We start from the raw sequence: 26032 nt of genomic DNA on the forward strand, positions 1-26032 counted from the left end.
GCGCCTGGTCAGGGCTGTGCTGAGATGGAAGCGTGCAGTGGTGGTGGCGGATCCCCGGGACGGCGCGTGACGCGATCGGCGCGCTGCTCGCGTTCGCCGGTGGCGTGGTGCTCTACGTCGCGAATCTGTATGCCCTGACCGAGTACGGGTTCGATGTGCCGCTGCCGACGCGGCTCGCGATACTCGCCCCGCTGTGCCTGTTGACGATGTGCCGCCGCCGTATGCCGGTGACCGCGATGATCGTCGGGCTGGTGCCGCTGGCGATCGACATGCACCTGGGCCCCACCGTGCCGGTGTGGATCCTCTACGGCGACCTGATCTATGCGGCCGTGCTGTATTCGGCGCGGCGGCCCTCGCGCATCACGATGGCGGCCTGGTCCACGTTCTCGCTGTTCGTGGTGATCGTGACGCTGGTCCGCACCGGCGACCTGCGGGCGGTCTCGATCGCCCTGGTCGTCGTGTTCGCCTTCATCGCCACGCCGCTGTGGTGGGCGAACTCGGTGCGCACGCACAAAGAGGTCGCCGAGGTCGAACGCGCCCGCGCCCAGGCGCTGACCCTGGTCGCCGAGCTCGACCGGCGCGCCGCCATCGCCGACGAGCGCACCACCATGGCCCGCGACCTGCACGACGTGATCGCCGGGCATCTGTCGGCCATCGCGATCCAGTCCGAGGCGGCACTGGGGCTGTTGGCCCGACGGGAGGCGGACTCGCCGGTCACCGGCATTCTGGGGTCGATCCGGACCAACAGTGTCAGCGCGTTGCAGGAGATGCGCACCATGATCGGTCTGCTGCGCAACGACTCCGTCGACGAGGTGGCCGCGCCGCGCCGGCTCGCGCAACTGCCCAACCTGGTCGAGGCCGCCAGGGCCGCGGGCATCACGGTGCGGGTGCGCGCGACCCTCGACGACACCGACCTGCCGAGCGCGGTCGACCAGGCCGCGTACCGCATCGTTCAGGAGGCACTGACCAACGCCATGAAACACGCACCGGGACAAGAGGTCGACATCGAAGTGGGCGCACAGGACGGGATGCTGCGAGTGGCGGTACGCAATCCGCTGGCGGCGGTCGCCTTACGACACACCGACAACGGTGAACCGCACCGCGGTCTGATCAACATGCGCGAGCGGGCCGCCGCGCTCGGCGGAAACTTCACGGCCGGACCGGATTCCGGCGGGTGGCTGGTGCTGGCTCAGCTGCCGCTGACCACGGTGGGCGCCGTATGACCATCCGGGTGGTGATCGCCGACGACCACGCCGCGATCCGCGCGGGCCTGCGGATGATCCTGGATGCCGAGCAGGACATCGAGGTGGTCGGCGAGGCCGCCGACGGCGATGTCGCGGTCGCGCAGGCCAAAGCGCTGCGCCCGCACGTGGTGCTGATGGATGTGCGCATGCCTGGCGTGGACGGGATCACCGCGACCGAACGGGTCACCGCGGACGGGCTGGCCAAGGTGCTGATCCTGACCACGTTCGATCTGGACGAGTACGTCTTCCGCACGTTGCGGGCCGGGGCCTCGGGTTTCGTGCTGAAATCGGCGTCGGGGCAGTCGCTGATCGACGCGGTCCGCACCGTGGCGGCCGGGGACGGCGTCCTCGCCCCGGAGGTGACGCGCGCGGTGATCACCGCCTTCGCCAAGACGAATACCGATGCGGCCGAACCGGAACCGCACGGGCTCGCCGATCTCACCGAACGTGAACGCGAGGTGCTCGACTGCCTCGGCGACGGGCTGTCCAACGCACAGATCGCGGGGCGGCTGTTCATCGGCGAGACGACGGTGAAGACGCACGTGTCCCGGGTGCTGACGAAACTCGGTGTGCGGTCGCGGGTTCAGGCGGCGATCCTGGCGCGGGAGATCCGCGGCAGCTAGGCCGCTCGGGAGGTCGGCAGTGCCTGCCTCACTTGGCGAGTGGCGCGAACACGCCGTCCTGACCGGGCTGGAACTCCTCGACCGCGATCACCGCGCCCGTCGGCAGCGGCCCGTACAGGTGCGGGAAGAGCATCGACGCCGGGTCGGTCGGCACGCCCGGCTCCCACTTGACCGGCGCGCCGAGGCGGGCCGGATCCAGGCGCAGCAGCACCAGGTCGCGCCGCCCGGCGAAGAGCCGGTTGGCCGGCAGATGGGCCTGCTGCGGCGCGGACAGGTGGATGAAGCCCACCTCGTCGAGCGAGGGCGCGCGGTACTCACCCGTTTGCCGAGCGGAAAGCCATTCGCCCAAAGTGCATATGTGAACAAGCGTGTGAGTGTCGTGGGTCACGGGTAATCTCCCGGTAGACAACTGGATCGGCCTGTTCGAGGTGGTGACCACACTGAGTTCGTAGCGTGACCTGGAATGTTCGCCCGTAGCGAAATCCCAGGTCGTGTTATCGAAAACACACAGAATCACTCACGGGAACAAAGCCCCCGTCCCGAACGTCTGACAGAGTAGTCATACCACTGCTGGGAAGTAGCGGTAGCGAGCCCGCGGAGTGACCACGGGCCCCACACCAGGCAAACGGTCTGTGAACCGGGAGCCAGGACGGAGGAGTCATGCCAGGAACCCTGACTAGCACCCCACTGACCGCGGTCGATCGTTGCGACCGCTGCGGGGCGGCAGCACGAGTGCGCGCCGTTCTGCCCGCAGGTGGCGAGTTGCTCTTCTGCCAGCACCACGCGAACGAACACATGGATCGACTGCGTGAGTTGGAAGCCGTGATCGACACGGAGTCCGCTCCCGCCCTCTGATCAACTCCTCGCGTCCTGAGACAACAACATCCGACAACAGAAAACCGTTTACCGCAGCGGGCGATCCACGGATCGCCCGCTGTTGGTGTGTACCGGGGTCCCGAGGTCCCCGAGGATCCCGTCCAGCAGCCGGTCGAGGCCGTAGTCGAAGGCACCGTCCGGGTCCGCAGGGGCTTGATAGAGCTCGCCGACCGCCGCACCCACCCGGGCGGCGAGCGGAAACGAACTGGACGGCATGGCCTCAGTGAGCAAGGGGCCGTGCACGTCCCACCACTGGACGTCGGTCATCACCCGCGTGTCGCGCTGCGCGGCCACCGCGACACGCCCGTTGCCGGTGGCGAATTCGGACAAAACGGCGATCACGCGATCCATCTCGACATCCGGCAGGCCGATGCCCTCGATCGCGGCCAGCTGGCGCTCGTAGCGGCGCATGCGGCCGGGGCCGATCACCTGACGCCACGGCGATACTTCCAGCAGCCACGGATGGGCGATCAGCTCGGCGCGCACCTGGCGGGCAATGGCGGCCAGCCGCGCCCGCACCGGTAGTTCCGCCGGAACCGGCGCGTCCTCGTCGGCGACGGCGTCGACCATCAGGACGGTCAGCGCGTCCTTGCTGGGGACGTAGGTGTACAGGCTCATCGGCCGCAGGCCCAGCTCCGCCGCCACGGCCCGAATGGACAGCTTCGCGTACCCGTCCCGGTCGGCGAGGGCCACCGCGCCCTCGACCACCGCGTCGACACTGACCGCAGGCTTCGGGCCGCGCGCGCCCGGGCGCGGCGGCAGTTCGTGCCGCCACAGCAGACTCACCAGTTGTTTCGCCTGTTCGACGGCGGATTCGTCGGCCACGGGACTCCTCGGAACAAACTCGGTACTCTGTACGTTGTTCAGATACTTCGTACACCATACGCCGATAAAGGGGTTCGCTCTGCCCAGCACACAGGCCACCTATCTGCCCGACCGGCACATGTTCGCGTTGTGGACATGGACCGGGCAGCACACCGGGCCGGCGCCCGCCGCGCTCGGCGATCGGGAAACCCTCGCGCTCGCCGTGCCGACCGGTTACGACGGGGCGATCGAGGTCGCCGAAGTCGACTGCGCGCTGGTCGATCCCGCGACCTTCGCGACATCGGACCTCGCGGACGCGGGGGCATCGGTCGATATCTGGCGTACGACGCTGCATGCCGAGGCTGCGCGACAACCAGACGTCGAGTTACCCATAGCGGCCCACGCGGTGCCCAATGCGGCGGGCACCTCCATAGTGTCCGCCGAGCGCGCGGTGCGCGTGGTGCGCGAGACGCAGGCCGTGGCAACCGAGTTGCGTTCGGCGCTGAAGGCCGATCTGCGGCCCTATCAGGTGCGCGGGGTCAGTTGGCTGCGGGAAACGACCACGGCGCACGGAGGGGCCGTGCTGGCCGACGAAATGGGGCTCGGAAAGACGGTGCAGACCATCGGCTTTCTGCTCGGGCGGGCGGACGGTGGGTCGCAGCTCGTCGTGTGTCCCACCTCGTTGGTGGGCAACTGGGCGCACGAGATCGAGCGGTTCGCGCCAGGGCTGCGCGTGGTGGTGTGGCGCGGCGGTGAAATCGACGTTCCCGCCGGGACTGTCGTCGTCGCGGGATATCCCACGGTGCGGCTGCACGGACAGTGGCTCGGCGGGCACCGCTGGGCGACGGCGGTTTTCGACGAGGCGCAGGCGTTGAAGAATCCGAGCACGCAGCTGGCCAAGGCCGCGCGGGCGCTCGACGCCGAGGTGCGCGTCGCGTTGACCGGCACGCCGGTGGAGAACCACCTCGAGGAGCTGTGGGCGCTGCTGAACCTGGTGACGCCCAGGCTGTTCGGGCACAAGACCCAGTTCCGGCGGCGCTTCGTCCGGCCGATCCAGGAGGGCTCCACGGCCGCGGCGGCGCGGTTGCAGGACGCCATCGAACCCGTCGTCCTCGCCCGTAAGAAGGCGCAGGTGGCCGCGTCGCTGCCGGCGAAGATCCACACCGACCTGCTGTGCGACCTCACCACCGAACAGGAAGACCTCTACGACAAACTGCTCGACCGGGCCATCGATGACGGTTTCGGCGCCGGTGTCGAGCGACAGAGCCGGGTGCTCGCGGCGCTGACCGCGCTCAAACAGGTCTGCAACCATCCCGGGCTGGTCACCGGTGAGCTCACCGAGCTGGCCGGGCGCTCCGGAAAGCTGGACCTGTGCACCGACATCCTGGCCAACAACCTCGAAATGGACGCACCGACCCTGATTTTCACCCAGTACCGGCAGACCGGTGAACTGCTCGTCCGCCACCTCGCCGAACAGTTCGGGGTCCAGGCGCCGTTCTTCCACGGCGGCCTGAACCAGGCCGAGCGCGCCGCCATCGTGACCGGTTTCCAAGCCGAGGACGGGCCGCCGGTGCTCGTGCTCAGCCTGCGCGCGGCGGGCACGGGTCTCACGCTGACCCGCGCCGCCGACGTCATCCACTTCGACCGCTGGTGGAACCCGGCGGTGGAGGCGCAGGCCTCGGACCGCGCGCACCGCATCGGCCAGACCCGCACGGTCACCGTCACCACGCTCACCTCGACCACCTCGGTCGAGGAGCACATCGCCCGCATGCACGACCGTAAGTCCGCGCTCTCGGACCTCGACTCGGCGGGCATCGCCGCACTGGCCCGCCTCGACGACGACCAGCTCGTCGAGATTTTGCGCCGCCGAAGAAGCTGCATCGCGCAGCGATTCGGTGAGGGGTGGCGGCCGGGCGACGGGAGGGCGAACTGATGCCGGACAACGAATTCGGTTACACCAAATGGGGCATGGACTGGGTGCGACTCGCCGAACCGATCCGGCAGACCCGTCCCGAACCGCTACTCCCCCGAGCCCGCAGCATCGCCCGCAACCACGGCGTGCAGGCCACGATCGAGGGACGCGTGGTGCGCGCCACCATTCATCGTGGCGGCGAGGCGTCGGTGATCCACCTCGAGGTGGCGCCGCTGACCCGCGCGGCGATCACCGCGATCGGGGAGGTCGTGCCGGATACCACCGTGCTGACCGACGAGATGCATCGAGCGATGGTCGATGCCGGGTGCACTGTGGCTCCGGTGCTGGCCGGTACCGACTGCTCGTGCAAGGCGAGGTCGGCGCGTTGTCTGCATGTGCTGGCCGTGTTCTACGACATGGCGCGCCGGGTGGATGAGAACCCGCGTCTTGCGCTCGAGATCCAGGGATATTTTCAAGCCGCACAGGACGATTCGCCCGCGCCCGTGGAAGTGCCGCGGTGGGTGCCGATCAACACGTTCGACCCCGCGAACTACTTCGGTGTGGCACGTACGGACGCTCTGCGGGTGTGACTCAGGCAGGGCGGCGCGCGCGGAACCGGAAACTCGTTGTGCCGGTTTCGATGTCGACGTCGGTGAAGCCGATCCGGGTCAGGCGGTCGGCGGCGTGTTCCGGCGGGACGGGGACGCACGTGTCGCCCACGTGCATCAAGCGGAAGAGGCGGCTGTCGAGGCCGTCGCTGCCCGCGAACACGCCGCCGGGGCGCAGCACCCGCAGTGCGTCGGCGAACAGTGCGTCCTGCTGGGTGGGGGTCGGCACGTGGTGCAGCATGGTGAAACACACCACCGAGTCGAATTGCTCCGGTGGGAAAGGCATGTCGGTGCCATCGCCGTCCACCACCGTCATCACCGACCCGTGCCGGTTACGCAACCGGGCGGCCAGGTCCGGGTCGACCTCGACACCGGTGAGCGAGCCCGCGCGGTCGAGCAGCGGGCGCACGTTCGCACCGTAGCCGGGCCCGATCTCCAGGGCGGAGCCGCCGAGGTCGAGACCGTCCAGCGCCCACGGCACGATCCGCGTCGCGCTGGTCCGTTCCCACATCGACGAGCGGCAGCAGAGTCGGTGGAAGATGTTCATCGCCATGCCCATGACGCTAGGAGCGGCCGAGGAGTGACCGCGACAAGCTACGGTGACACATTGTGTCGCGAAACGGCCACTCCTCGATCCACCCCGCCCCACCGGGTGCGACGGCGATGGTCCTCGGTGCCAGGGTGCTCCCCGCCGGATATCGGTTCGACACCCACGAGCATCCGCAGCACCAGATCGCCTGGGCCGCACGGGGAGTCATCGCCGTCGAGGCCGGCGACGACCGCTGGGTGCTGCCGCCGACCCGGGCGCTGTGGATACCCGGCGGCGTCCGGCACCGGACGGGCAGCGCCGACGGGGCCGAGATGCGCGGCATCTACGTCGAGCCCGCCCGCTGCCCGGTCGCTTTCACCGCGCCGACGATGATGCGGGTCACCCGGCTGCTGCACGAGCTGTTCGACCATCTCGGCGCACCCGGCACCGACTCCGCGCGCCGCGAACGCGCGGAGGCGGTGGTTTTCGATCTCGTCGAACCGGTCGACGTGATCCCCATCGGCGCCCACTCCCCCACCGATCCCCGCGCCAGACAGGTGGCCGACGCCCTGACCGCCGACCCCACCGACGATCGCACCCTCGCCGAGTTCGCCGCCGCCGTCGCCACCAGCCCGCGCACCCTGGCCCGGCTGTTCGTCGCGGAGACCGGAATCAGCTTCGGCCAGTGGCGAACCCAGATCCGGCTCACCGCCTCGCTGCCGCTGCTGGCCGCGAACCTCCCCATCGCGCGCATCGCGGGCCGCGTCGGCTACGCCACGCCCAGCGCCTACGTCGCCGCGTTCCGCCGGGCGGTGGGCGTGTCACCGGGCAAGTACTTCGCCGGATAGCAGGGGCCTAAGCGTTCGTTCCGCTGTCGACCGTGAAGATCGCGCCCGTGATGCTGCGTCCCGTCGCACCGGCCAGGAACGCGACCATCGCCGCCATCTCCGCCGGCTGCGCGAAGCGGCCGAGCGACGACAGCGCGAGCTGGCTGTCGTAGTGGTCGCCGTCGGCCGGATTCATGTCCGTCACCGTCGATCCCGGCTGGAGCAGGTTCACCGTGATGTCGCGCGGTCCCAGTTCCCGCGCGAGCGCCTTGGTGAATCCGTTCAGCGCCGACTTGCTCAGGTTGTAGAGCGAGAGGCCCGCGAAGGGGGCGTGCTCGGACAGGTTGGTGCCGACGCTGATGATCCGGCCGCCGCCGGTCATGTGCGCCACCGCGGCCTGGGCGCCGACGAACGCGGCCCGCGCGTGGATGTTCAGGGCGCGGTCGATCTCCGCGAGAGTGAACTCCTCGAACGGCTTGGCCGGGAAGATGCCCGCGTTGTTCACCAGAATGTCCAGCCTGCCCAGCTCGGCCGCGGTCCGATCGACCGCGCTCACCACGGCCCCGGCGTCGGCGCTGTCGGCGCGGATCGGCAGCGCGCGGCGGCCGAGCGATTCGATATCCGCGGCAACGGATTTCGCCGGTACCTCGGCGTTCTGATAGGTGAACGCCACATCGGCGCCGTCGGCGGCCAGTTTCCGTGCGATCGCCGCGCCGATTCCTCGGCTACCGCCGGTCACCAGTGCCACCTTGCCCGCGAGATCAGTCATTGTTCCTCCGCCAAATTCTGTGTCGATCAGTACATAAATAGCTAAGCCCAGCGACCACCGCGGCGTCAAGGGGTATATTTAACGATCGACACAGAAAGGAGGACCATGGCCGACCGGGGACGACCGCGCGCCTTCGACCGCACCGAGGTCTTGCGTCGCGCCATGGAGGTGTTCTGGGAGCACGGCTACGAGGGCTCGTCGATGAGCGACCTCACCTCCGCGATGGGCATCAACTCGCCCAGCCTGTACGCCGCGTTCGGCGGCAAGGAGGCGCTGTTCCGGGAGGCGGTCGGCCTGTACGGACAGACCGACGGCGGATACACCGACCGGGCGCTACGGGAGGAGCCGACGGCGCGGGCCGCCATCGATGCGATGTTGCGGGACAACGCGATCGCCTACACCGTCGAGGACAAACCGCACGGCTGCATGGTCGTGCTCGCGGGCTCCACCTACACCACGCGCAGCGAGAGCATTCGCGACTTCCTGATCGAGAAGCGCAGGGAGACAACCGAAGAGATCCGGCGACGGATGGATCACGGTGTCGCGGAAGGTGATCTGCCCGCCGACACCAACACCCCCGCGCTGGCCCACTTCTATGCCACAGTGCTCTACGGACTGTCGATTCAAGCCCGCGACGGAGCCTCGCTCGCGGAACTGACGCAGTCGATCGACGTCGCGATGGCCGCCTGGCCGGCCGGTGCCACAGCTACCTGATCTGCGCCTGGCGGACATCCAGCAGCGCTGCGGGCGGTCGCTACATCCGGCGCAACGCCGCGATACGCTCCACCAACTGATCGGCCGAGGCCAAAGCCGTTGGCGGACCACCACATTCGCGGCGTAGCTCTCCGTGGATCACGCCGTGCGGCTTGTTGGTGCGGTGGTGGTGCATGGCGACCAAGCTGTTGAGTTCGCGCCGCAGCTCACCCAACCGGTCCGCCGTCGCGACGCGCTCTGCCGCGCTCGCGACCTGGGGGCCCGGCTCGGGTGCCGACGACGACTCGCCGCGGTCGGCGATCTGCCGGGACTGGCGTTCGCGCAGCAACGCGCGCATCTGGTCGGCGTCGAGCAGGCCGGGGATGCCGAGGTAGTCGGCCTCCTCGTCGCTGCCCGCGAAAGTGGCGGTGCCGAAGGAGGATCCGTCGTAGATCACCTGGTCGAGCTCGGCGTCCGCGGCCAGCGCGACGAAGGACTTCTCCTCCTCGCCCGGCTCGTCCTGCTGCTTGTTCGCATCGATCAGCAGCTCGTCGTCGAGGCCATCCTTCTCGCGATGCGGCTTGCCGATCACGTGGTCGCGCTGCAACTCCAGCTGCGCGGCCAGATCGAGCAGCACCGGCACCGACGGCAGGAACACGCTCGCGGTCTCGCCCGGCCTGCGGGCACGCACGAACCGGCCGATGGCCTGGGCGAAGTACAGCGGTGTCGAGGCACTCGTCGCGTACACGCCGACGGCCAGGCGCGGCACGTCGACGCCCTCGGACACCATGCGCACCGCGACCATCCACGGCTCGCTGCTCGCGCCGAACGAGGCGATCCGGTCCGAGGAGGTCGGCTCGTCGGACAGCACCAGCGCGGGTTTCGTGCCCGAAATGTGTTCCAGCAGTTCGGCGTAGTCGCGGGCGCGGTCCTGGTCGGTGGCGATCACCAGACCGCCCGCATCGGGCATGCCGGTGCTGCGCAGCTGACGCAACCGCATGTCGGCGGCGCGCAACACGGCCGAGATCCAGTCACCCGCCGGGTCGAGCGCGGTGCGCCAGGCGCGGGCGGTCTGTTCGGCGTTCAACGGCTCGCCGAGGCGGGCGGTGTACTCCTCGCCCGCGCTGTCGCGCCAGTGCGCCTCGCCGGAGTAGGCGAGGAACACCACGGGCCGGACCACGCCGTCGGCGAGGGCTTCGGAGTACCCGTAGGCGTGGTCGGCGCGCGACCGCGGGAAACCGGACTCGTCGGGTTCGTAGGTGATGAACGGGATCTGGCTGTCGTCGCTGCGGAACGGGGTTCCGGTGAGCGCGAGCCGCCGCGTCGCGTCGCCGAACGCCTCGGCCGTCGCGTCACCCCAGCTCTTCGCGTCGCCCGCGTGGTGGATCTCGTCGAGAATGACCAGTGTTCTGCGATTTTCGGTGCGCACTCGGTGCCGGGACGGGTGCGAGGCGACCTGGGCATAGGTGACCACGACACCGTGATAATCGCCGGACGTACCGCCCGTCGCGTTGGAGAACCGCGAATCCAGCTGGATCCCCGCGCGCGCCGCGGACTGCGCCCACTGATGCTTGAGGTGTTCGGTCGGGGCGACGACGGTGATCTGGTCGACGGTGCGGTCGGCCAGCAGTTCGGCGGCGACGCGCAGCGCGAAGGTGGTCTTACCGGCGCCCGGCGTGGCCACCGCGAGGAAGTCGCGTGGCTTGGACGACAGGTACTTGGTCAAGGCCCGGCGCTGCCAGGCACGCAGCGATCCGCCGCCCGATGTACCGGAGCTGTTCGGCGTCCCCGAGGCCTCGGGTCTAGCCGAATCGCCCGGTGTCTCCGCTCTTCCCGCCACAGCGGCGCCACCCGACCCAGTCACGCAGTCGACCCTACTGGCCCGGCCCGGCGTGTTGCCAAACCGACGCGGCGTGGGCGATGGGCATCACATGTTCAACTACCGACACGCCGGAATTCACCCGATGCCCGACGACACGTCGCCCCCGGAATCCGATGCGAACACCACTCGTGCGCGATGCTTGAGGGGCGATGCCCGAGGAAAACGCCCTGCCGAGCCAACCACTGCGGACCGACATACCGTCGCTCAGCGGCGGCCTCGCCGCGCGCAGACTGACCTCGGCGCAGCGGGTGACCATCCGGCTGCGCCGGGCCCGCAGAAAGACCGGCAGGCTGGCGGTACGGGTGGCGGTGAAGGCCTGGGACGACTCGATCTTCGCCAAGTCGGCGGCCGCCGCGTTCTGGCAGACGTTGTCGCTGGCGCCGCTGCTGCTCGGGGTGCTCGGCAGTCTTGGCTACGTCGGCACCTGGTTCGGCCCGGACACCGTGCAGATCGTGGAATCGAAGATCATCTCGTTCAGCCGGGACCTGTTCAGCTCCAGCGTGGTGTCGGATCTGATCGAGCCGACCGTCAAGGACGTGCTCGGCAAGGGGCGCGGCGCGGTCGTCTCGGTGGGTTTCGTGCTGTCGCTGTGGGCCGGGTCGTCGGCGATGGCGACCTTCGTGGACGCGATCGTCGAGGCGCACGGGCAGCAGGACCTGCGACATCCGGTGTGGCAGCGGATCTTCGCGCTGCTGCTGTATGTGGCGTTCCTGGTGGCCTCGGTGTTCATCCTGCCGCTGGTGGCGCTCGGGCCCACGATCATCGGGCGGGTGCTGCCGGAGCCGTGGCGGGTGACCGGGCTGCAACTGCTGGACTTCTTCTACTACCCCGGTGTCGGGTTGCTGCTGATCATCGTGCTCACCACGCTGTACAAGCTGGCGCTGCACACCTCGCTGCCCTGGCATCGGATGTTCGGCGGGGCGTTGGTCGCGGCCGTGTTCTTCATCGCGGCCAGTGAGGTGCTGCGCCGGTACCTGTCCTGGGTGACCGAGACGGGTGTGAGTTACGGCGCACTGGCGACGCCGATCGCGTTTCTGCTTTTCACGTACTTCCTCGGGTTCGCCATCATCCTCGGCGCGGAATTCAACGCGGCCGTGCAGGAGTTCTGGCCCGCGCGCACAACCCGGATGGAGCAGGTGCGGGAGTGGATCACCAATCAGCTGACCGGGGATTCGTCCGACGAGGACGATCCGAAGACAGAAACCACCGAGACGGCGCAGAAACCTCCGCCGTCACCTGTCGACACACCCGAGCAACCGGGCGCGGCGCCCTCGCAGACGCCGCCCCCACCACCTCACTCGCCTTTTTCAGCCCGTCGTAGACCTTCTTGCAGTCCGGGCAGACCGGCGAACCGGGCTTGGGCGACCGCGTCACCGGAAAGACCTCACCGCACAGGGCGACGACATGGGTGCCCATGACGGCGCTCTCCGCGATCCGGTCCTTCTTGACGTAGTGGAAGAACTTCGGGGTGTCGTCGCTCGTCGACTCGTCGGTGGTCGAATCGGGGCGAACCATGGTGTCGGTGCTCACGGATTCCATGATGCCGCATCCGCGCAAACGGTGACCGATCACGGTCCAGTGTCCGGCTGACCACACTGTGTGCACTGGGGCTCCGACAGTGGAAGACTCGAAGACATGCAGCAGCACGGCGACTCCCCCGACGCCGGCGACATCGGCCGTGGTGAGCGTCCGGACGTGACGATGCCGCCGAAATCCTCCGGCTACTTCCCCGGCACCGACGACAAGCACCCGGTCCTGATCACCGAGGCGCAACCCTCGCTGGAAGACCAGCACCGCTCACGCGTACGCCGCTACACCATCATCATGGCGTTCCGTATCCCCTGCCTGGTGCTGGCCGCGATCGCCTACAGCACCTTCAGCAGCGCCCTGCTGTCGATCCTGATCATCGCGGTCTCCATCCCGCTCCCCTGGATCGCGGTCCTCATCGCCAACGATCGCCCACCGCGTCGCAAAGACGAGCCGAGCCGCTGGGACGAGCGCCGCACCGCGCTGGAAGCTCGCCCGCACAACGCCATCGACAGCTGACGGTCCGTCGAGCGCTCAGCTGCCCCCATCAGACGGTGATGCCGAGGTCGGTGCAGGCGCGGGCGCCACTTTCGAGTGCGCCTTCGATCCAGGCTCGGCCTCGGGTGGAGGTGGCGTCGCCCGCGAAGGCGACCCGCCCGTCCATTTCGGGGGTGCGGGTGTCCGGGCCGATCTCGACCGATTGCCCGGGCAGGTAGATCGCGGCTTCGCCGTTGGCCCAGCGGTCGGTGGCCCAGGAGTGCGAGGCGTAGCCGCCGGTCCATGCGGTGCGGACGGCGGGGCCGTGCACGTCGGCGAGGTGATCGAGGCATTCGGCCGCGCGTTCGGCCGGGAGCAGGCCGTCCCAGGCGTGCGCGTCGTCGGCCCAGGTGTAGGAGGCGATGACGACGCCGCCGTCGCCGGTGGGGTGGGAGGGGTACACGGTCAGTCGTGGCGGGGCGTCGGTGACGTCGATGCCGCCGTGCCCGGTCCACCAGCGGGTGGAGAACTCGAGGAAGGTTTTGGTGGCGGCGTCGTGATGCAGTTCCGCGATGGCGCGTTGCTTGCCGTAGGACAGGGCCGGTTGGAAGCCGAGGTAGCGCAGCAGCGAATACGGCGCCGCGACCACGATGCGATCGACCTCCGCGGTGTCCTCGCCCGCGCCGTACCTCAGTCGCAGCCGCGGCTGTCGTCCGTCGACCCCGGTGACCGCGGAGTTCGTGATGATCTCTGCCCCAGCGGCTTTCGCGGCACCGGCCAACTCGACGATCAATCGGTCGGTGCCGCCGACGATCTCGACCAGCTCGGTGCCGGGAGCGAGGTTGGTGGCGGTCATCAGGTTGTGGGTCAGACTCAAACCCATGCGGGCGGTGATGCCCTCGATGGAGCCGAGATGGTCGATGCTCGATTCCGAAAGGCCCTGGGCGAGTAGCCAATCCCGCAGGGACATCTCGTCGTAGCGGGCAAGGAAGTCGGTCCACGCCTCGACATCGCTGTCCCGGTTCACTCCCGTGCGCGACAACACTTGATCCAGCAGCGCCCGGCCGTGCACCGCCTCGGCACCGAACACCCCCGCGATCCGTGCCGGATCAGTGGTGTATTCGGCCCGGGTCATCGAGACGCCACCGGCGCTGACCAGACGATGCGGGTGGGTCATGTGAAACGGGCGGGTCTGTACGCCCAGCCGGGCCAGCACCCCGGTGGTGATCGTGTGCGTGGTGGGGATGCGCATCGCACCGGCCTCGCCGTGACCACCGGTGGCCGCGAACGGTTCCCGCAGCGTTCGAATCCGGCCGCCCACCCGGTCCGAGCCCTCGAATACCCGCACCCGATGCCCCGCCCGCGCCAGGATCCACGCCGCGGCCAACCCGGCGGCGCCGGCGCCCACCACGGCGACATCCTGCGGGTTGTCCGTGCGCTTCGGGCCCGCACCGGCAAGCAACTCCCGGTGCAGTGCCCGCACGTCGCGACCGGACTCGTCCACACCCACGATGTCCCGGGCAACCAGCCGAGCCCGATCCCGCCGAGACGGTGAAATATCGGCGCTCCCGGCCGCAGGCCGCAACGCCTCGCGGTCGGCGAAATGGCCGGAGGCGACCGCACCGCCCGCCGCTCCCAACACCAGCCCGGCAGCACCGGCAGCGGTGTAACGCAACAGATCACGCCGACCAACGGTGTTCTCACGCACGATCCAGCTCCTTTGCTGCGATCCGGTCCACACCACCGAATCGGCCATGCGGCCGATCCGTGCTCATTGGGCCACCGACCCACCCTCAGCGCAGACACTGTGCCACACGTCACCACCCTGATCCCGTCACCTGAGGTGTGTCGCCACCGAGCAGTCACGTCCACCACCGCAACCGCTGCACAAGATCAACTCCACGCGGCCGCGATGCACTCGCCGAGATCGTGAGAACTGCTTTTCGGCGGCAACCGCCGAGTGGGGCCTACACCATGTCCCGTGCACGCGCAGCATCGGTGGCGCGGGACGTGGTGGCGGAGCGTCAGGCCTTGCGGCGGATGAAGGCGGACATCACGGCGGCGGTGGCGCAGAGGCCGCCGGCCAAGTACCAGGCGAGGTCGTAGGTGCCTTGTACGTCACGGATGACGCCTGTGCCGGTGGCGGCGATGGCCGCGCCGATCTGATGGGAGGCGAAGACCCAGCCGAAGGCGACGGGGCCGTCGTTGCCGAACAGTTCACGGCAGAGAATGACGGTCGGTGGGACGGTGGCTACCCAGTCGAGGCCGTAGAAGATGATGAAGACCCACAGGCTGGGTTGGGTGTGGGGACCTAACAGCGACGGCAGGATGAGCAGGGACAGACCGCGCAGCACGTAGTAGCCGACCAGTAGATAGCGCGGGTCGATGCGGTCGGTCAGCCAGCCGGACGCGATGGTGCCCGCCACGTCGAAGATGCCTACCACGGCGAGCAGGCTCGCGGCGGCGGTCGGCGGCATGCCGTGGTCGTGCGCGGCGCTGACGAAATGGGTGCCGACGAGACCGTTGGTCGACGCCCCGCACACCGCGAAACCCCCTGCCAGCAGCCAGAATCCGGGTGTGCGCGCGATCTTGGCCAGCACCGTGAGCGCGCGGGACGCGCCGACCGAGGCCGGTGTGCGGACGCCGACGACACTGCCCGGTTCCGCGCCGTACGCGGTGACCCCGACATCACTCGGGTAGTCCCTGATGAACAGCACCACCAGCGGCACGACGGCCAGCGCGGTCCCGGCGACGATCAGCGACGGCAGCCGCCAGCCGTGCTCGTGCGCCAGCATCGACACCAGCGGCAGGAACACCAGCTGACCGGTCGCACCCGCCGCCGTAAGCACCCCGGTGACCAGTCCGCGCTGGCGCACGAACCAGCGGCCGGTGATGGTCGCCACGAACGGCATCGACATCGACCCGACCCCGACACCCACCAGCAGACCCCAGGTCAGCATCAGATGCCACGGCTGGGTCATGAACACGGTGAGCCCCGCGCCTGCCGCGACGAGCACCAGCGCCCCCGACACCACCTTGCGGATGCCGAACCGGTCCATCAGCGCCGCCGCGAACGGCGAAATCAACCCGTACAACAGCAGATTCAGCGAGACCGCCGCACCGATCGTGCCGTGCGACCAGCCGAACTCCGCGTGCAGCGGATCCATCAGCACACTGGGCACCGAGCGGAACGCGGCCGCACCGAGCAGCGCGACGAAGCCGACCCCCGCCACGATCCACGCCGGATGCGGACCGCGCCGGGCAACGGTGTCGTGCAACGGTACTGGCGGTGGTGTCTGCAGCTCGGTCACCCGCTGAGCGTGCCGGAAAATCGCCCGCGCAACGAGCGGCCGGAAGGCCACAAAACACCAAGATCGTGCCAGGACCGGCGACACGCCAATCTGCTCGACACCGCGCGTCGCTTTCCCTATGGTGTCTGCGGGTACAAGACAGGAGTGAACATGATTCGGTGGATCTGGGCTTTCCTGGACCGCCCCGCACAGCGATTCGACGACTGCGCGAAGTTCTGGTCCACGGTCACCGGTACCGAACTATCGGCTCGCCGCGGCGAGCACGACGAATTCCTCACGCTGCTCCCCGATCCCGCGCTCTTCGCGGCGGCGGGCGTGAAGATGCAGGCGGTGACCGGTCTCGGCGGCGTCCATCTCGACCTCGACGTCGACCACATCCCGACCGCCGTGCGCACCGCGCTCGACCTCGGCGCCGAACTGGTCGCGAATCACCCGGACTACGCCGTCCTGCGCTCCCCCGGCGGCCAGACCTTCTGCCTCACCCCCAGCGGCCGCGGCCGGGGCACCCCCGCCCCCGCCACCAAAGCCCCCGACGGCACCCTCAGCCGCCTCGACCAGGTGTGCCTGGACATCGGCCCCGCCGACCACGCCGCCGAAACGGACTTCTGGAAGTCGTTGACCGGCTGGAACTTCGAGCAAGGCAGGCTGCCCGAGTTCGCGCGTCTGCGTGCCGAGGAGCCCCGCCCCATCCAGCTGCTACTCCAGCGCCTCGATGAAGACCGCCCCACCAGCGCCCACATCGATCTGTCCTCGTCGGACATCGAGGCGACCGCCCGGTGGCACGAAACCCTCGGCGCCACAGTCGTAGAACGCTACGAGCACTGGACCGTCATGAACGACCCCGCGGGCGCCACCTACTGCGTCACGGCCCGCGACCCGAGGGGCGTCTGAACCGTCGAGCGCACCACCTGCCGGGCCCGCTGATCAGGCGGTGGCAGAGTACCGATGTGCCTACGAACCGATCGACGACCACCGGATCCCTGCTCACCGCGCTGTGCCCGGAGCTCCGGACGGCGCTGACCAGGGTCGGCTACGACGCCGACACCCTGCTGGCGGTACTCGGCGAAGACGTGCACGCCGCACTGGGCCGATCCGAACCGGTCCCGGTGCGCCGAGCCGCGCGCGACGCCGGCGAACTGGGCACGCTCATCCGGTTGCTGCTACTCGGCGACGCACTGCCCGAACGCGATGTCGCGGCCGCCCTACTGCCGGTAGATATCGACCGCGCAGTGGCGGCGGGTCTGCTCGACCGCGACGGCGACACCGTCCGCGCCGCGCTCGACCTGCGCCCACTGGACGCCGGGGCAGGCACCCGCTGGATCCTGTCCGACCTCGACGACTCGATGCGCCGGCGCACGCTCACCGAAGACCACGTGCTCGGTGTCGGCCACGCCTCCCTCTCCTTGCTGCGCGCCACCCCGACCCGCAAGGTCGGCTCCGTGCTCGATCTCGGAACCGGCTGCGGCGTGCAGGCCGTACACGCCACCTCCTACGCGAACCAGGTGACCGCCACCGATGTGAACACCCGCGCGCTGTGGCTCGCCGAGGCCACCGCCGCGCTCAACGGACTCGATATCGAACTGCTCGAAGGCTCCTGGTTCGAACCGGTCGCGGGACGCCGCTTCGACCAGGTGGTGGCGAACCCGCCGTTCGTGGTGGGTCCCGCGAGGATCGAGCACACCTACCGTGATTCCGGGCTCGCCCTCGACGGCGCCAGTGAATTGGTGATCGGACAGGCGGCAGACCTGCTCGCTCCGGGCGGCACCGCCGCGATGCTGGCCGCCTGGGTCCATGTCGACGGCGAGGACTGGCGGCACCGGGTGTCGTCGTGGCTGCCCGCGCACGGCGTCGACGCCTGGGTGGTGCAGCGCGATGTCGCCGACCCCGCCCTCTATGTCGGCACCTGGCTGCGGGACGCGGGCCTCGACCCGCGCGACCCGGCCGCACAGGCCCGCGCCGAGCAGTGGCTCGACGCCTTCACCGCGGCCGACGTCGAGGGCATCGGCTTCGGCTTCGTCTATCTGCGCGCCGTCGACGCCCCGACCGAACTGCTCGCCGAGGACCTCACGCACGGCTTCGACGACCCGCTCGGCGACGAGGCGACCCGCTACTTCGAGCGTTCGGCCTGGCTGCGCGCCGTCGCCGATGACGAAAAACTGGCCTGGACTTCACGTTTCGTGGTGGACCCGGCGACCGCGCTGGAACGCGTCGCGCTGCCCGGCCCGGACGGCTGGGCCGAGCAGGTCGCGCGGCTGCACCGCGGCGACGGGCCACGCTGGCAGCACGAGGTGGACGAGACAACCATCTCGCTGCTGGCGGGAATGCGCGCGGACGGCCTGCCGTTGTACGAACTGATCGAACTGCTGGCGGTTGCCCACGGATCTGCCGAAGTGACCACGGAGTTCGCGGCCGAAGCGTTGTCCGTGGTGGCCGGACTGGTCCGCCACGGATTGGTGCGGCCCGTGTAAATCCGGCGATCGCGGGTAGGTCGGTGCAGGCACCGGACAGCAGGCGTTCCAGCGCTGGGAGCTTCTCAGGAACTTCTCAGACGAGAGTGAGGAAAACCGCACGTCAAAGCGGTTTATCTGAGCCACGACGGGGAACTTTATCTCTGTCGGGTCCGTTGTTCGGAGTGAGACACCACCGACAGGAGGCAAGTCATGACAAGCCCCGCCACCACTCGTGTGCGCATCAGCGATTCGGACCTCGACGCCCAGAGCCCCGCAGCCGATCTGGTACGCGTGTACCTGAACGGGATCGGCCGCACTGCCCTGCTCACGGCCGCCGACGAGGTCGAATTGGCCAAGCGTATCGAGGCGGGCCTCTACGCCCAGCACCTGCTGGAGACCGGCAAACGTCTGTCGGCCACCCGCAAGCGTGATCTGGCCCTCATCGTTCGCGAAGGCCAGGCCGCACGGTCGCACCTGTTGGAAGCCAACCTCCGCCTCGTGGTCTCCCTCGCCAAGCGCTACACCGGCCGCGGCATGCCGCTGCTGGATCTCATCCAGGAAGGCAACCTGGGCCTGATCCGCGCCATGGAGAAGTTCGACTACGCCAAGGGCTTCAAGTTCTCCACCTACGCCACCTGGTGGATCCGGCAAGCCATCACCCGTGGCATGGCCGATCAGAGCCGCACCATCCGGCTGCCCGTCCACCTGGTCGAACAGGTCAACAAGCTGGCCAGGATCAAGCGCGAACTGCACCAGCAGCTCGGCCGCGAGGCCACCGACGCGGAACTGGCGAACGAGTCCGGCATCCCGGTCGAGAAGATCTCCGATCTGCTCGATCACAGCCGCGACCCGGTCAGCCTGGACATGCCGGTCGGCAACGACGAAGAGGCCCCGCTCGGCGACTTCATCGAAGACTCCGAGGCCACCTCCGCCGAGTCCGCGGTGATCGCCGGACTGCTGCACCACGACGTGCGCAGCGTTTTGGCCACCCTCGACGAGCGCGAGCAGCAGGTCATCCGCCTGCGCTTCGGTCTCGACGACGGCCAGCCGCGCACCCTCGACCAGATCGGCAAGCTCTTCGGGCTCTCCCGTGAGCGCGTCCGGCAGATCGAGCGCGAGGTCATGTCGAAGCTGCGCAAGGGCGAGCGGGCCGACCGTCTCCGCGCCTACGCCAGCTGATCCCCGTGCCGGAACACTCCGGCCACCAAAACGACGCCGGGCTCCCCCGAGACCAGCCCGGCGTCCGGACCCGGTGACCCTTGGGGTCACCTGCCAACGCCGGCCGGTGCCGCGTATCTCCGCCCCCTCCGGGATAGCGCGAGCCGGTCGGCGTGAATTGTGCCGGGCCGTCCCGAGTTCCGCAGCGGCCCAACGACTCCCGGTAGCCGCTTCAGCTGCTGGATGCGTCAACCCTTCCGATAGTGCTCCGCCAGCGCGTCGAACGCCGCCTTGGGCTCCCACCGCATGTCCGGGTAGGCCTGTCCGAGACCGGAATCCAGGACTTTGACGATGCCGTAGCTGGCCAAGTCCAAGTCGTCCCTCGGGTCGGCGTCGGGGCGGTGCACGTGGTCGTAGAGGGCGAAGAGGAACACGAACGCCGCATCGACACCCTCGGCGTCGAAGACCTCCAGGAGTTCCCGCACGTACGCCGCCTGACCCTCCTCGTCGCGTTCGTACACGCCGTTCAGGCGCACCGGGCCCTGGGCGTCGTATTCGGCGATCTCCAGTCCCTGCGCGCCACGGTCGCCCGCGCCGCGGTAAGTGGCCGCGCCGAACTCCGTGATCGCCAGCGGCTTTCCCTGCGCCACCAGCGCACGCACGCCGGCGGTGAACTGGTCGGCGACCGCGGCCGACCGGTAGAGATCCACCGACACGATGTCGAACAGGTCCCAGTCGACGCGGTCGAGCGGGATCGACGCGTAGGTGACCTTGCCGCCGAAATGCGTGCGAACGACCGAAACCGCTTTGCGGAGGACGTCGTTGACGCGGTTGCCGACCTCACTGATCCGCTCGTTCCTGCCGTCCGGCCGCAGTAATACCTCCAGGCGTTCCTCGACCGTGTCGCCGGGGAGGAAGCCCTTGTTCATCAGGCTCAGTTCCGCGCCGGTCACGAACACCACCTCGGCACCCCGTTGCCTGAGCCGCTCCGCACGCACCGCACAGTCCGCGAACAGCGCCAGCATGGCGTCGACCGACAGTTCGAGCGGATAGGGCGAGAACCACACGGCCAAGCCGAGATCGGCGGCACATGTCGCGGCCAGCTCCAGGCGTTCGGGGTCACCGCCGATCACGCGGACCGCGTTGCAGTGCAGATCATCTCGGATAATGCGCAGCTCCCGTTCGACCATCGCCGGGTCGAACAGCGTGCGCGAGGACGCTCCGTTCCGCAGAAAACCGGTGTCATAGCTGATGCCCTTCAGTCGCACGGCGAATCACTTCCTTAATTTAAGGTACTTGACGTACCTTAAATCTTGCGATGCCTGCCGCGCAACAGACGATATAAGGTACTTTCTGTTCCCAACTGCCTAGTCGATCAGCGAGGGATGTGATGAAGCCGGAGGCGGGGCCGACACGGCGACGCGGTGCCGACCTGGAGGATGCGATCCTGCGGGCGGCCGCGGACGAGCTCATCGAATCCGGGTACGCCGGACTGACCATGGACAAGGTGGCGACCCGCGCGGGCACCAACAAGAACGCGCTGTATCGCCGCTGGCCGAACCGGCTCGCCCTCGGCATCGCCGCCTATCGACAGCTGACCACGCCGGTGCGGCCCCCCGACACCGGCGAGTTGCGCGGCGACGTCCTCGAATTACTGCGCCGCGCCAACCGCCACTGGAGCTCGCCACTCGGCGCGATCCTGCGCGAACTCATGGCGGCCGCTGGTGGCGCCGCCGAACTCCTGGCACAGCTGCCCGATCAGTCCGTCGACGCCACCGCGCCCCTCTGGCTCACCGTGCTGGGCCGTGCGGTCGCCCGCGGCGAATGCGCCCCCGAAGCCCTGCACCCCCGCGTCGCCACCGTAGCAATCGTCTTGCTACGCAACGAGTTCGTCACCCGAGGCCTCCCCACCGCCCCCGACGACGTCCTCATCGAAATCGTCGACGAGGTCTACCTTCCCCTGATCCGCCGCCGCGGCCCCACTCCCTCCTGACAACGCAGCACCAGACTTCCGGCACACCCACAAATGGCTTACCGGTCGATTGAGCCAGCAGTGGCGGCAAACGGCTTGCGGCAGCACCTGCCACGGGCGGGGCCACACCTCGGCCAAGACCGTGGCAGTAGGTCCCGGGTGCCCGGATGCCGTGCCCGGCAGGTCGGCCGAAGCCGCTGGGCCCCTGACGAAACGATCCAGGGGCAGAACCGCCATGGGCGTGCGACATCTCGGCCTCGACGGGGCGGCAGGCCCTCCGTGCCAGGATGTCGAGCCCGGCGGGTCAGCCGAGGCGGCGAGGTCCGGTGTCGAAACGACTTGGCTCGGGGCCGATTCGGCCGCGGGCGTAGAGGATTTCGGCGGAGTTGGTGGAGGCCAGGACTGGGTCGAAGGAGAGTTCGCGCATGTGGGGGAGGTCATCGAAGAGGGCTGAGATGCGTTGGGCGAGCTCGGCTAGGGCGGCCTTGTCCACGCGAGGGCTGGCGGGGGTGCCGGAGAGCAGGGGGGCCGCGCGAGGGGCGTCGATGAGGGCGGTTGCCTCGTCGGCGGTGAGGGGTAGGGCTCGGTAGGCGCGGTCGCCGAGGAGTTCGATGATCAGGCCGGAGAGGCCGAATTCGATGACCGAGCCGAAGGACGGGTCGTCCTGGACGCGCAGGACGCAGCCGACACCCTTGGTGGCCATCTTCTGGATGTGCAGCACCGGGTCACCGCACAGTTCGACCAGGTCCGAATACGCCTGCCGCACCGCTTCCGGGCGCCACAGGTCCAGCCGGACACCGGTGAGATCCGGTCGGCGGCGCCACAATTCGCCGGTCGCCTTGGCCGCGACCGGGTAACCGAGTTCCTCGGCCGCGGCGACCGCCTCGTCGGCGCTGCGCACCTCGCGGAACTCCACCACCGAAATGCCGTAGCAGCCGAGCAGTTCGACCGTTTCCAGGTCGGTGAGCCGGCGGCCGCCGGATTCGGCCATCCACTGCGCGACCAGCGTGCGCGCCCGTTCGGTGTCGATCCCGTCCGGGCGCATCACCTGTGACGCCGGTCTGTTTCGCCACTCCGCATAGCGACGGACCCGAGCCAGCGCCCGTGCGGCGCGCTCCGGGTCGGGATACGAGGGAATCGACCCGCGCACCGCCGTCGCACCCGCGCCGCGGACCGCAAGCAGATGCGGAATGCCCTGTTCGGCAATAAATGTGGTCAGAATCGGTTTGCCCGAGTCGGGGACCGCCGCCGCGGCCTCGCGGATGGCATCGGCGAAACCGGCCATCGGCAGCGGGACCGGCGGCGCGAAAACCACCAGCACCGAGTCGATATCGGCAGATTGCAGTGCTGCCACCGTCGCATCGAGGTAGGCGCCGGGGGTCGCCTGTGGTCCCAGGTTCACCGGGTCGCCGACCGTCAGACCCTCACTCTGCGCGGCATCGACGGCCAGCCAGTTCAACGCCGCACTGTTGCCGACCACCGCCAACCGGGAGCCGCCGGGCAGCGGCTGATAGCCGAGCAGCGCGGCGCAGTCGAACAGCTCCGAGATGGAGTCGACCTGCACGATTCCCGCCTGCGCGAACAGGTCTCGCACGATCGAGCGGTCCATATCGCCCGCCGGTTGGGTGGCATGGCGGCCGCTGCTCACCGCGACGATCGGCTTGGTCCTGGCCACCCGGCGCGCGATCCGGGAGAACTTGCGCGGGTTACCGAAGCTCTCCAGGTAGAGCAGGACCACATCGGTATCCGGGTCGGTGTCCCAGTATTGGAGCAGGTCGTTGCCGGAGACGTCGGCGCGGTCACCGGCCGACACGAAGGTCGACAGTCCGAGATTCCTGGCCGCGGCCTCACCGAGGATGGCGGCACCCAACGGCCCGGACTGACAGAAGAATCCGATCCGCCCGCGGCTGGGCAGCACCGATGCCAGCGTCGCGTTGAGCGCCACATCAGGATCGGTGTTCACGATGCCGAGCGCACTCGGCCCGACGACCCGCATCCCGTGTCCCCGTGCGGCGGCGACCAATTCCTGCTCGGCCGTCCCACCGGCCACACCGGTCGTGTTGAAGCCGGCGGTGAGCACGACAAGCCCCTTGACGCCCTTGGCCATACAGTCGTCCAGCACCGAGCCGATCGCCTCCGGCGGCACCGCGACCACCGCGAGGTCGACCTCGTCGGGAATCTCCCGCACCGTCGCGTAAGCACGCACGCCGCGCACCGCACGCCGATTCGGATTGACCGGGAATACCGGACCTTGGAACACACCGGACAGCAGGTTGTTCAGCACCGCGCCACCCACCCGGCCGGTGCTCGGTGTCGCGCCGATCACCGCCACTGATCGTGGGGTGAGCAGATTGCCCACGCTGCGCGCCTCGGAGGCCCGCTCGCGCGAATCACGCACGGAGAGCAAAGCTTCGGTGGGGTCGATGGCGAACTCCAGGTGCAGCACCGACCCGTCCCTGCTGCGCTCCACCTGATAGCCCGCGTCCCGGAAGACCGTCACCATGGTGGTGTTCTCCGCGAGCACCTCGGCGACGAAGGTCTCGATCTTGTTCTCGGCGGCGGCACCGGCCAAGTGCTCCAACAGGATCGAGCCGAGCCCGCGCCCCTGATGCGCGTCGGCCACCACGAACGCGACCTCCGCGGACCGCCGCCCGTCCCGGTCCAGCAGTTCATACCGGCCCACCGCGACGATCGCGGTGCCGAGCACCAGCACCAGGCCGACCCGGTCGTGGTAGTCGACATGGGTGGTCCGATACAGATCCTTCGGCGAGATCCGCGGGTACGGCCCGAAATAACGCAGATACCTGGTGCGATCGGACAGCGCGGCGTGGAACTCCTGCATCGCCTCGGCGTCGTCCGGCGTGATCGGCCGCAGCCGGACCACGCCGCCGTCGGAGGCGAGCACGTCGGCGAACCAGTGCTGCGGCGGCGGAGGCGGGACCGCCGGTGTGTCCGGAGTGTCTACGGGGTCAGTCACGAGGGTCCTCCGGGTCCAGGCCGAGCAGCCCGAAAGTCGCTCGGCGGGTGGCCAGCACGGCCGTGTCGATGGCGCGTTGGGCGCGGTCGAAGCGCGCGTCCCCAGTCTCCCCCGTGCCGCCAGGGCCATCCCACGGGCGGTAGGCGATGTCGCCGCCGTCGCCCATGGTGCGCGGCGGATCGACCTTCGGCGCCGCCGCGCGGACCTGGTCGATCCACTGCTGCGGGATCTCGGTCTCCGGCGCGATGGTGCGGTCCAGCGCGGTGGCCAGCAGGTGCGTCCAGGCCCGCGGCACCACCCGGATCAGCCCGTAGCCGCCGCCGCCGACGGCGAGCCAGCGTCCCTCGGCGTATCGGTCGGCCAGGTCGCGCATGGCGCGGAAGGCGGCGCGCTGGCCGTCCACCGTGAGTTCCAGATCGGCCAGGGGGTCCTCCCGGTGGGTGTCCACCCCGCATTGGCTGACCACGATCTGCGGCCGGAACGCCGCGACCGCACCGGGCACCACCGCGTGAAAACCGCGCAACCACTGGGCGTCTCGGGTGCCGGGCAGCAGCGGCAGATTGATCGCGCTCCCCTCGGCGGCGCCCGCGCCCGTCTCCTCGGGCCAGCCGGTGTTCGGCCAGAGGGTCGCCGGGTGCTGGTGCAGTGAAACGGTGAGCACCCGCGGATCGGCATAGAACGCGCGCTGTACTCCGTCACCGTGGTGCACGTCGACGTCGAGATAGACGATGCGGTCGAAACCGTGGTCCAGCAGCCAGGAGATGGCCACCGCCGCATCGTTGTACACGCAGAACCCGGACGCCGAGTCCGCCATGGCGTGGTGCATGCCGCCACCGATACTCACCGCACGCCTGGTCCGGCCCTCGGCGATCTCCCTGGCCGCGGCCAGCGTGCCGCCGACGATCACCGAGGCCGCCTGATGCATGCCGGGGAACACCGGGTTGTCCGGCGACCCCAGACCGAACGGCGGGGCCTGCGGCGATCCGGCGGGCGCCGTGACGTGCTCGACCGCGTCGATGTAGGCGGCGGTGTGGATGCGCAACAAGTCGGCTCGATCGGCCGCGGCGGGTGCCAATAGCTCGACACCGTCGAGTAATCCGAGACTTTCGGCGAGCGCCATGGTGAACTTCAGGCGCGCAGGTTTCATCGGATGCTGCGGAGTCCAGGTGTAGTCGAGAAACCGGTCGGTCCACACGACGGTTCCTGGGCTGCGCTGTTCGCCGGGTGGCGCCGGACGTTCGCCGCGCGGTGCAGTGGCCATGCTCGCAACGCTACGCGGGAAGGTACGGACCCTGTCGAACGTTGGTATGCAGTAGAAATACAGATAAGTGCGATCGCGCCGGCTAGCCGTGCGCCGAACGGAATCCCGCATTGCCGCGCACCATGCGGCGCG

At 69.1% G+C, this 26032-nt stretch carries 23 protein-coding genes and 1 pseudogene; 13 read left to right on the plus strand and 11 right to left on the minus strand.

From position 1 onward, the window contains the following. Positions 1–32: 32 nt before the first annotated feature. Both DMB37_RS08355 and DMB37_RS08360 read left to right on the plus strand, forming a co-directional pair. The gene (locus DMB37_RS08355) at positions 33–1223 is read left to right on the plus strand and encodes a sensor histidine kinase (protein WP_135232209.1); all 1191 of its coding nucleotides are present in this window, start codon (positions 33–35) and stop codon (positions 1221–1223) included. After that, the gene (locus tag DMB37_RS08360; protein WP_135232210.1) at positions 1220–1867 is read left to right on the plus strand and encodes a response regulator transcription factor; all 648 of its coding nucleotides are present in this window, start codon (positions 1220–1222) and stop codon (positions 1865–1867) included. Before DMB37_RS08355 ends, DMB37_RS08360 begins: the two co-directional genes overlap by 4 nt. 28 nt (positions 1868–1895) lie before the next feature. Here DMB37_RS08360 and DMB37_RS08365 read toward each other — a convergent pair whose 3' ends face one another. Then, positions 1896–2216: a DUF952 domain-containing protein gene (locus DMB37_RS08365; RefSeq protein WP_135232211.1), complete on the minus strand. Its 321-nt coding sequence runs from the start codon at positions 2214–2216 to the stop codon at positions 1896–1898. Between the two features lie 311 nt (positions 2217–2527). Here DMB37_RS08365 and DMB37_RS08370 point away from each other — a divergent pair, with 311 nt between their 5' ends. Further along, entirely contained in the window at positions 2528–2722 is a 195-nt protein-coding gene (locus tag DMB37_RS08370) for a hypothetical protein (protein WP_029903635.1), read from the plus strand. 48 nt (positions 2723–2770) lie between these two features. Here the strand turns inward: DMB37_RS08370 and DMB37_RS08375 are convergent, their stop codons facing one another. Then, positions 2771–3568: a TetR/AcrR family transcriptional regulator gene (locus tag DMB37_RS08375; protein ID WP_135232212.1), complete on the minus strand. Its 798-nt coding sequence runs from the start codon at positions 3566–3568 to the stop codon at positions 2771–2773. Positions 3569–3686: 118 nt separating this feature from the next. Here DMB37_RS08375 and DMB37_RS08380 point away from each other — a divergent pair, with 118 nt between their 5' ends. Together DMB37_RS08380 and DMB37_RS08385 are read left to right on the plus strand one after the other, a co-directional pair. Beyond that, on the plus strand, positions 3687–5480 hold the full coding sequence (locus DMB37_RS08380; protein ID WP_135237428.1) for a DEAD/DEAH box helicase: 1794 nt from the start codon (positions 3687–3689) through the stop codon (positions 5478–5480). After that, the gene (locus tag DMB37_RS08385; RefSeq protein WP_135232213.1) at positions 5480–6049 is read left to right on the plus strand and encodes an SWIM zinc finger family protein; all 570 of its coding nucleotides are present in this window, start codon (positions 5480–5482) and stop codon (positions 6047–6049) included. The genes DMB37_RS08380 and DMB37_RS08385 overlap by 1 nt, the downstream gene beginning before the upstream one ends. Before the next feature lies 1 nt (position 6050). Here the strand turns inward: DMB37_RS08385 and DMB37_RS08390 are convergent, their stop codons facing one another. Next, a complete protein-coding gene (locus tag DMB37_RS08390; RefSeq protein ID WP_135232214.1) occupies positions 6051–6620 on the minus strand; it encodes a class I SAM-dependent methyltransferase in 570 nt (189 codons plus the stop codon). A 56-nt stretch (positions 6621–6676) separates the two neighbouring features. On the opposite strand from DMB37_RS08390, the gene DMB37_RS08395 reads away from it, so the two are divergent. Continuing rightward, a complete protein-coding gene (locus tag DMB37_RS08395) occupies positions 6677–7444 on the plus strand; it encodes a helix-turn-helix transcriptional regulator (RefSeq protein ID WP_206055212.1) in 768 nt (255 codons plus the stop codon). A 7-nt stretch (positions 7445–7451) separates the two neighbouring features. Here DMB37_RS08395 and DMB37_RS08400 read toward each other — a convergent pair whose 3' ends face one another. Continuing rightward, complete coding sequence (locus tag DMB37_RS08400) at positions 7452–8192, minus strand: SDR family NAD(P)-dependent oxidoreductase (RefSeq protein ID WP_135232215.1); 741 nt, start codon at positions 8190–8192, stop codon at positions 7452–7454. A gap of 105 nt (positions 8193–8297) precedes the next feature. Here DMB37_RS08400 and DMB37_RS08405 point away from each other — a divergent pair, with 105 nt between their 5' ends. Continuing rightward, a complete protein-coding gene (locus DMB37_RS08405) occupies positions 8298–8906 on the plus strand; it encodes a TetR/AcrR family transcriptional regulator (RefSeq protein WP_135232216.1) in 609 nt (202 codons plus the stop codon). A 40-nt stretch (positions 8907–8946) separates the two neighbouring features. Here DMB37_RS08405 and DMB37_RS08410 read toward each other — a convergent pair whose 3' ends face one another. After that, positions 8947–10635: a DEAD/DEAH box helicase gene (locus DMB37_RS08410; protein ID WP_135237430.1), complete on the minus strand. Its 1689-nt coding sequence runs from the start codon at positions 10633–10635 to the stop codon at positions 8947–8949. 281 nt (positions 10636–10916) lie between these two features. Here DMB37_RS08410 and DMB37_RS08415 point away from each other — a divergent pair, with 281 nt between their 5' ends. Continuing rightward, a complete protein-coding gene (locus DMB37_RS08415) occupies positions 10917–12185 on the plus strand; it encodes a YihY/virulence factor BrkB family protein (protein WP_135232217.1) in 1269 nt (422 codons plus the stop codon). Here DMB37_RS08415 and DMB37_RS41290 read toward each other — a convergent pair. Then, positions 12070–12306, minus strand: a pseudogene (locus DMB37_RS41290) (DUF3039 domain-containing protein); the annotation flags it as partial. The gene DMB37_RS08415 and the pseudogene DMB37_RS41290 overlap by 116 nt on opposite strands. Before the next feature lie 162 nt (positions 12307–12468). Between DMB37_RS41290 and DMB37_RS08425 the strand changes: the two are divergent. Further along, positions 12469–12813, plus strand: a complete 345-nt coding sequence (locus DMB37_RS08425; RefSeq protein ID WP_167769108.1) for a DUF3099 domain-containing protein — start codon at positions 12469–12471, stop codon at positions 12811–12813. Positions 12814–12841: 28 nt separating this feature from the next. On the opposite strand, the gene DMB37_RS08430 is transcribed toward DMB37_RS08425, so the two are convergent. Further along, entirely contained in the window at positions 12842–14479 is a 1638-nt protein-coding gene (locus DMB37_RS08430) for an NAD(P)/FAD-dependent oxidoreductase (protein ID WP_305036223.1), read from the minus strand. 316 nt (positions 14480–14795) lie between these two features. Then, positions 14796–16073 (minus strand): MFS transporter, encoded by a 1278-nt coding sequence (locus tag DMB37_RS08435; protein ID WP_240772500.1) that lies wholly within the window; start codon positions 16071–16073, stop codon positions 14796–14798. A 159-nt stretch (positions 16074–16232) separates the two neighbouring features. Here DMB37_RS08435 and DMB37_RS08440 point away from each other — a divergent pair, with 159 nt between their 5' ends. The 3 genes from DMB37_RS08440 (at position 16233) to DMB37_RS08450 (ending at position 19711) form a co-directional block, all read left to right on the plus strand. Next, positions 16233–16973: a VOC family protein gene (locus DMB37_RS08440; RefSeq protein WP_135232221.1), complete on the plus strand. Its 741-nt coding sequence runs from the start codon at positions 16233–16235 to the stop codon at positions 16971–16973. A 56-nt stretch (positions 16974–17029) separates the two neighbouring features. After that, a complete protein-coding gene (locus tag DMB37_RS08445) occupies positions 17030–18550 on the plus strand; it encodes a methyltransferase (protein WP_135232222.1) in 1521 nt (506 codons plus the stop codon). A gap of 192 nt (positions 18551–18742) precedes the next feature. Continuing rightward, a complete protein-coding gene (locus tag DMB37_RS08450; protein WP_040736879.1) occupies positions 18743–19711 on the plus strand; it encodes a sigma-70 family RNA polymerase sigma factor in 969 nt (322 codons plus the stop codon). A 227-nt stretch (positions 19712–19938) separates the two neighbouring features. Here the strand turns inward: DMB37_RS08450 and DMB37_RS08455 are convergent, their stop codons facing one another. Beyond that, positions 19939–20958, minus strand: a complete 1020-nt coding sequence (locus tag DMB37_RS08455; protein WP_135232223.1) for a hypothetical protein — start codon at positions 20956–20958, stop codon at positions 19939–19941. 122 nt (positions 20959–21080) lie between these two features. Between DMB37_RS08455 and DMB37_RS08460 the strand changes: the two genes are divergently transcribed. Beyond that, positions 21081–21683, plus strand: coding sequence for a TetR/AcrR family transcriptional regulator (locus tag DMB37_RS08460; protein WP_135232224.1), 603 nt, complete (start codon positions 21081–21083; stop codon positions 21681–21683). A gap of 283 nt (positions 21684–21966) precedes the next feature. Here DMB37_RS08460 and DMB37_RS08465 read toward each other — a convergent pair whose 3' ends face one another. Both DMB37_RS08465 and DMB37_RS08470 read right to left on the minus strand, forming a co-directional pair. Further along, positions 21967–24639: a GNAT family N-acetyltransferase gene (locus DMB37_RS08465; protein WP_135232225.1), complete on the minus strand. Its 2673-nt coding sequence runs from the start codon at positions 24637–24639 to the stop codon at positions 21967–21969. After that, positions 24632–25900 (minus strand): acetoin utilization protein AcuC, encoded by a 1269-nt coding sequence (locus DMB37_RS08470; RefSeq protein WP_370465355.1) that lies wholly within the window; start codon positions 25898–25900, stop codon positions 24632–24634. Before DMB37_RS08470 ends, DMB37_RS08465 begins: the two co-directional genes overlap by 8 nt. Positions 25901–26032 lie beyond the last annotated feature (132 nt).

It is taken from the genome of Nocardia sp. CS682 (assembly GCF_004634405.1).
Classification (GTDB): Bacteria; Actinomycetota; Actinomycetes; order Mycobacteriales; family Mycobacteriaceae; genus Nocardia; species Nocardia ninae.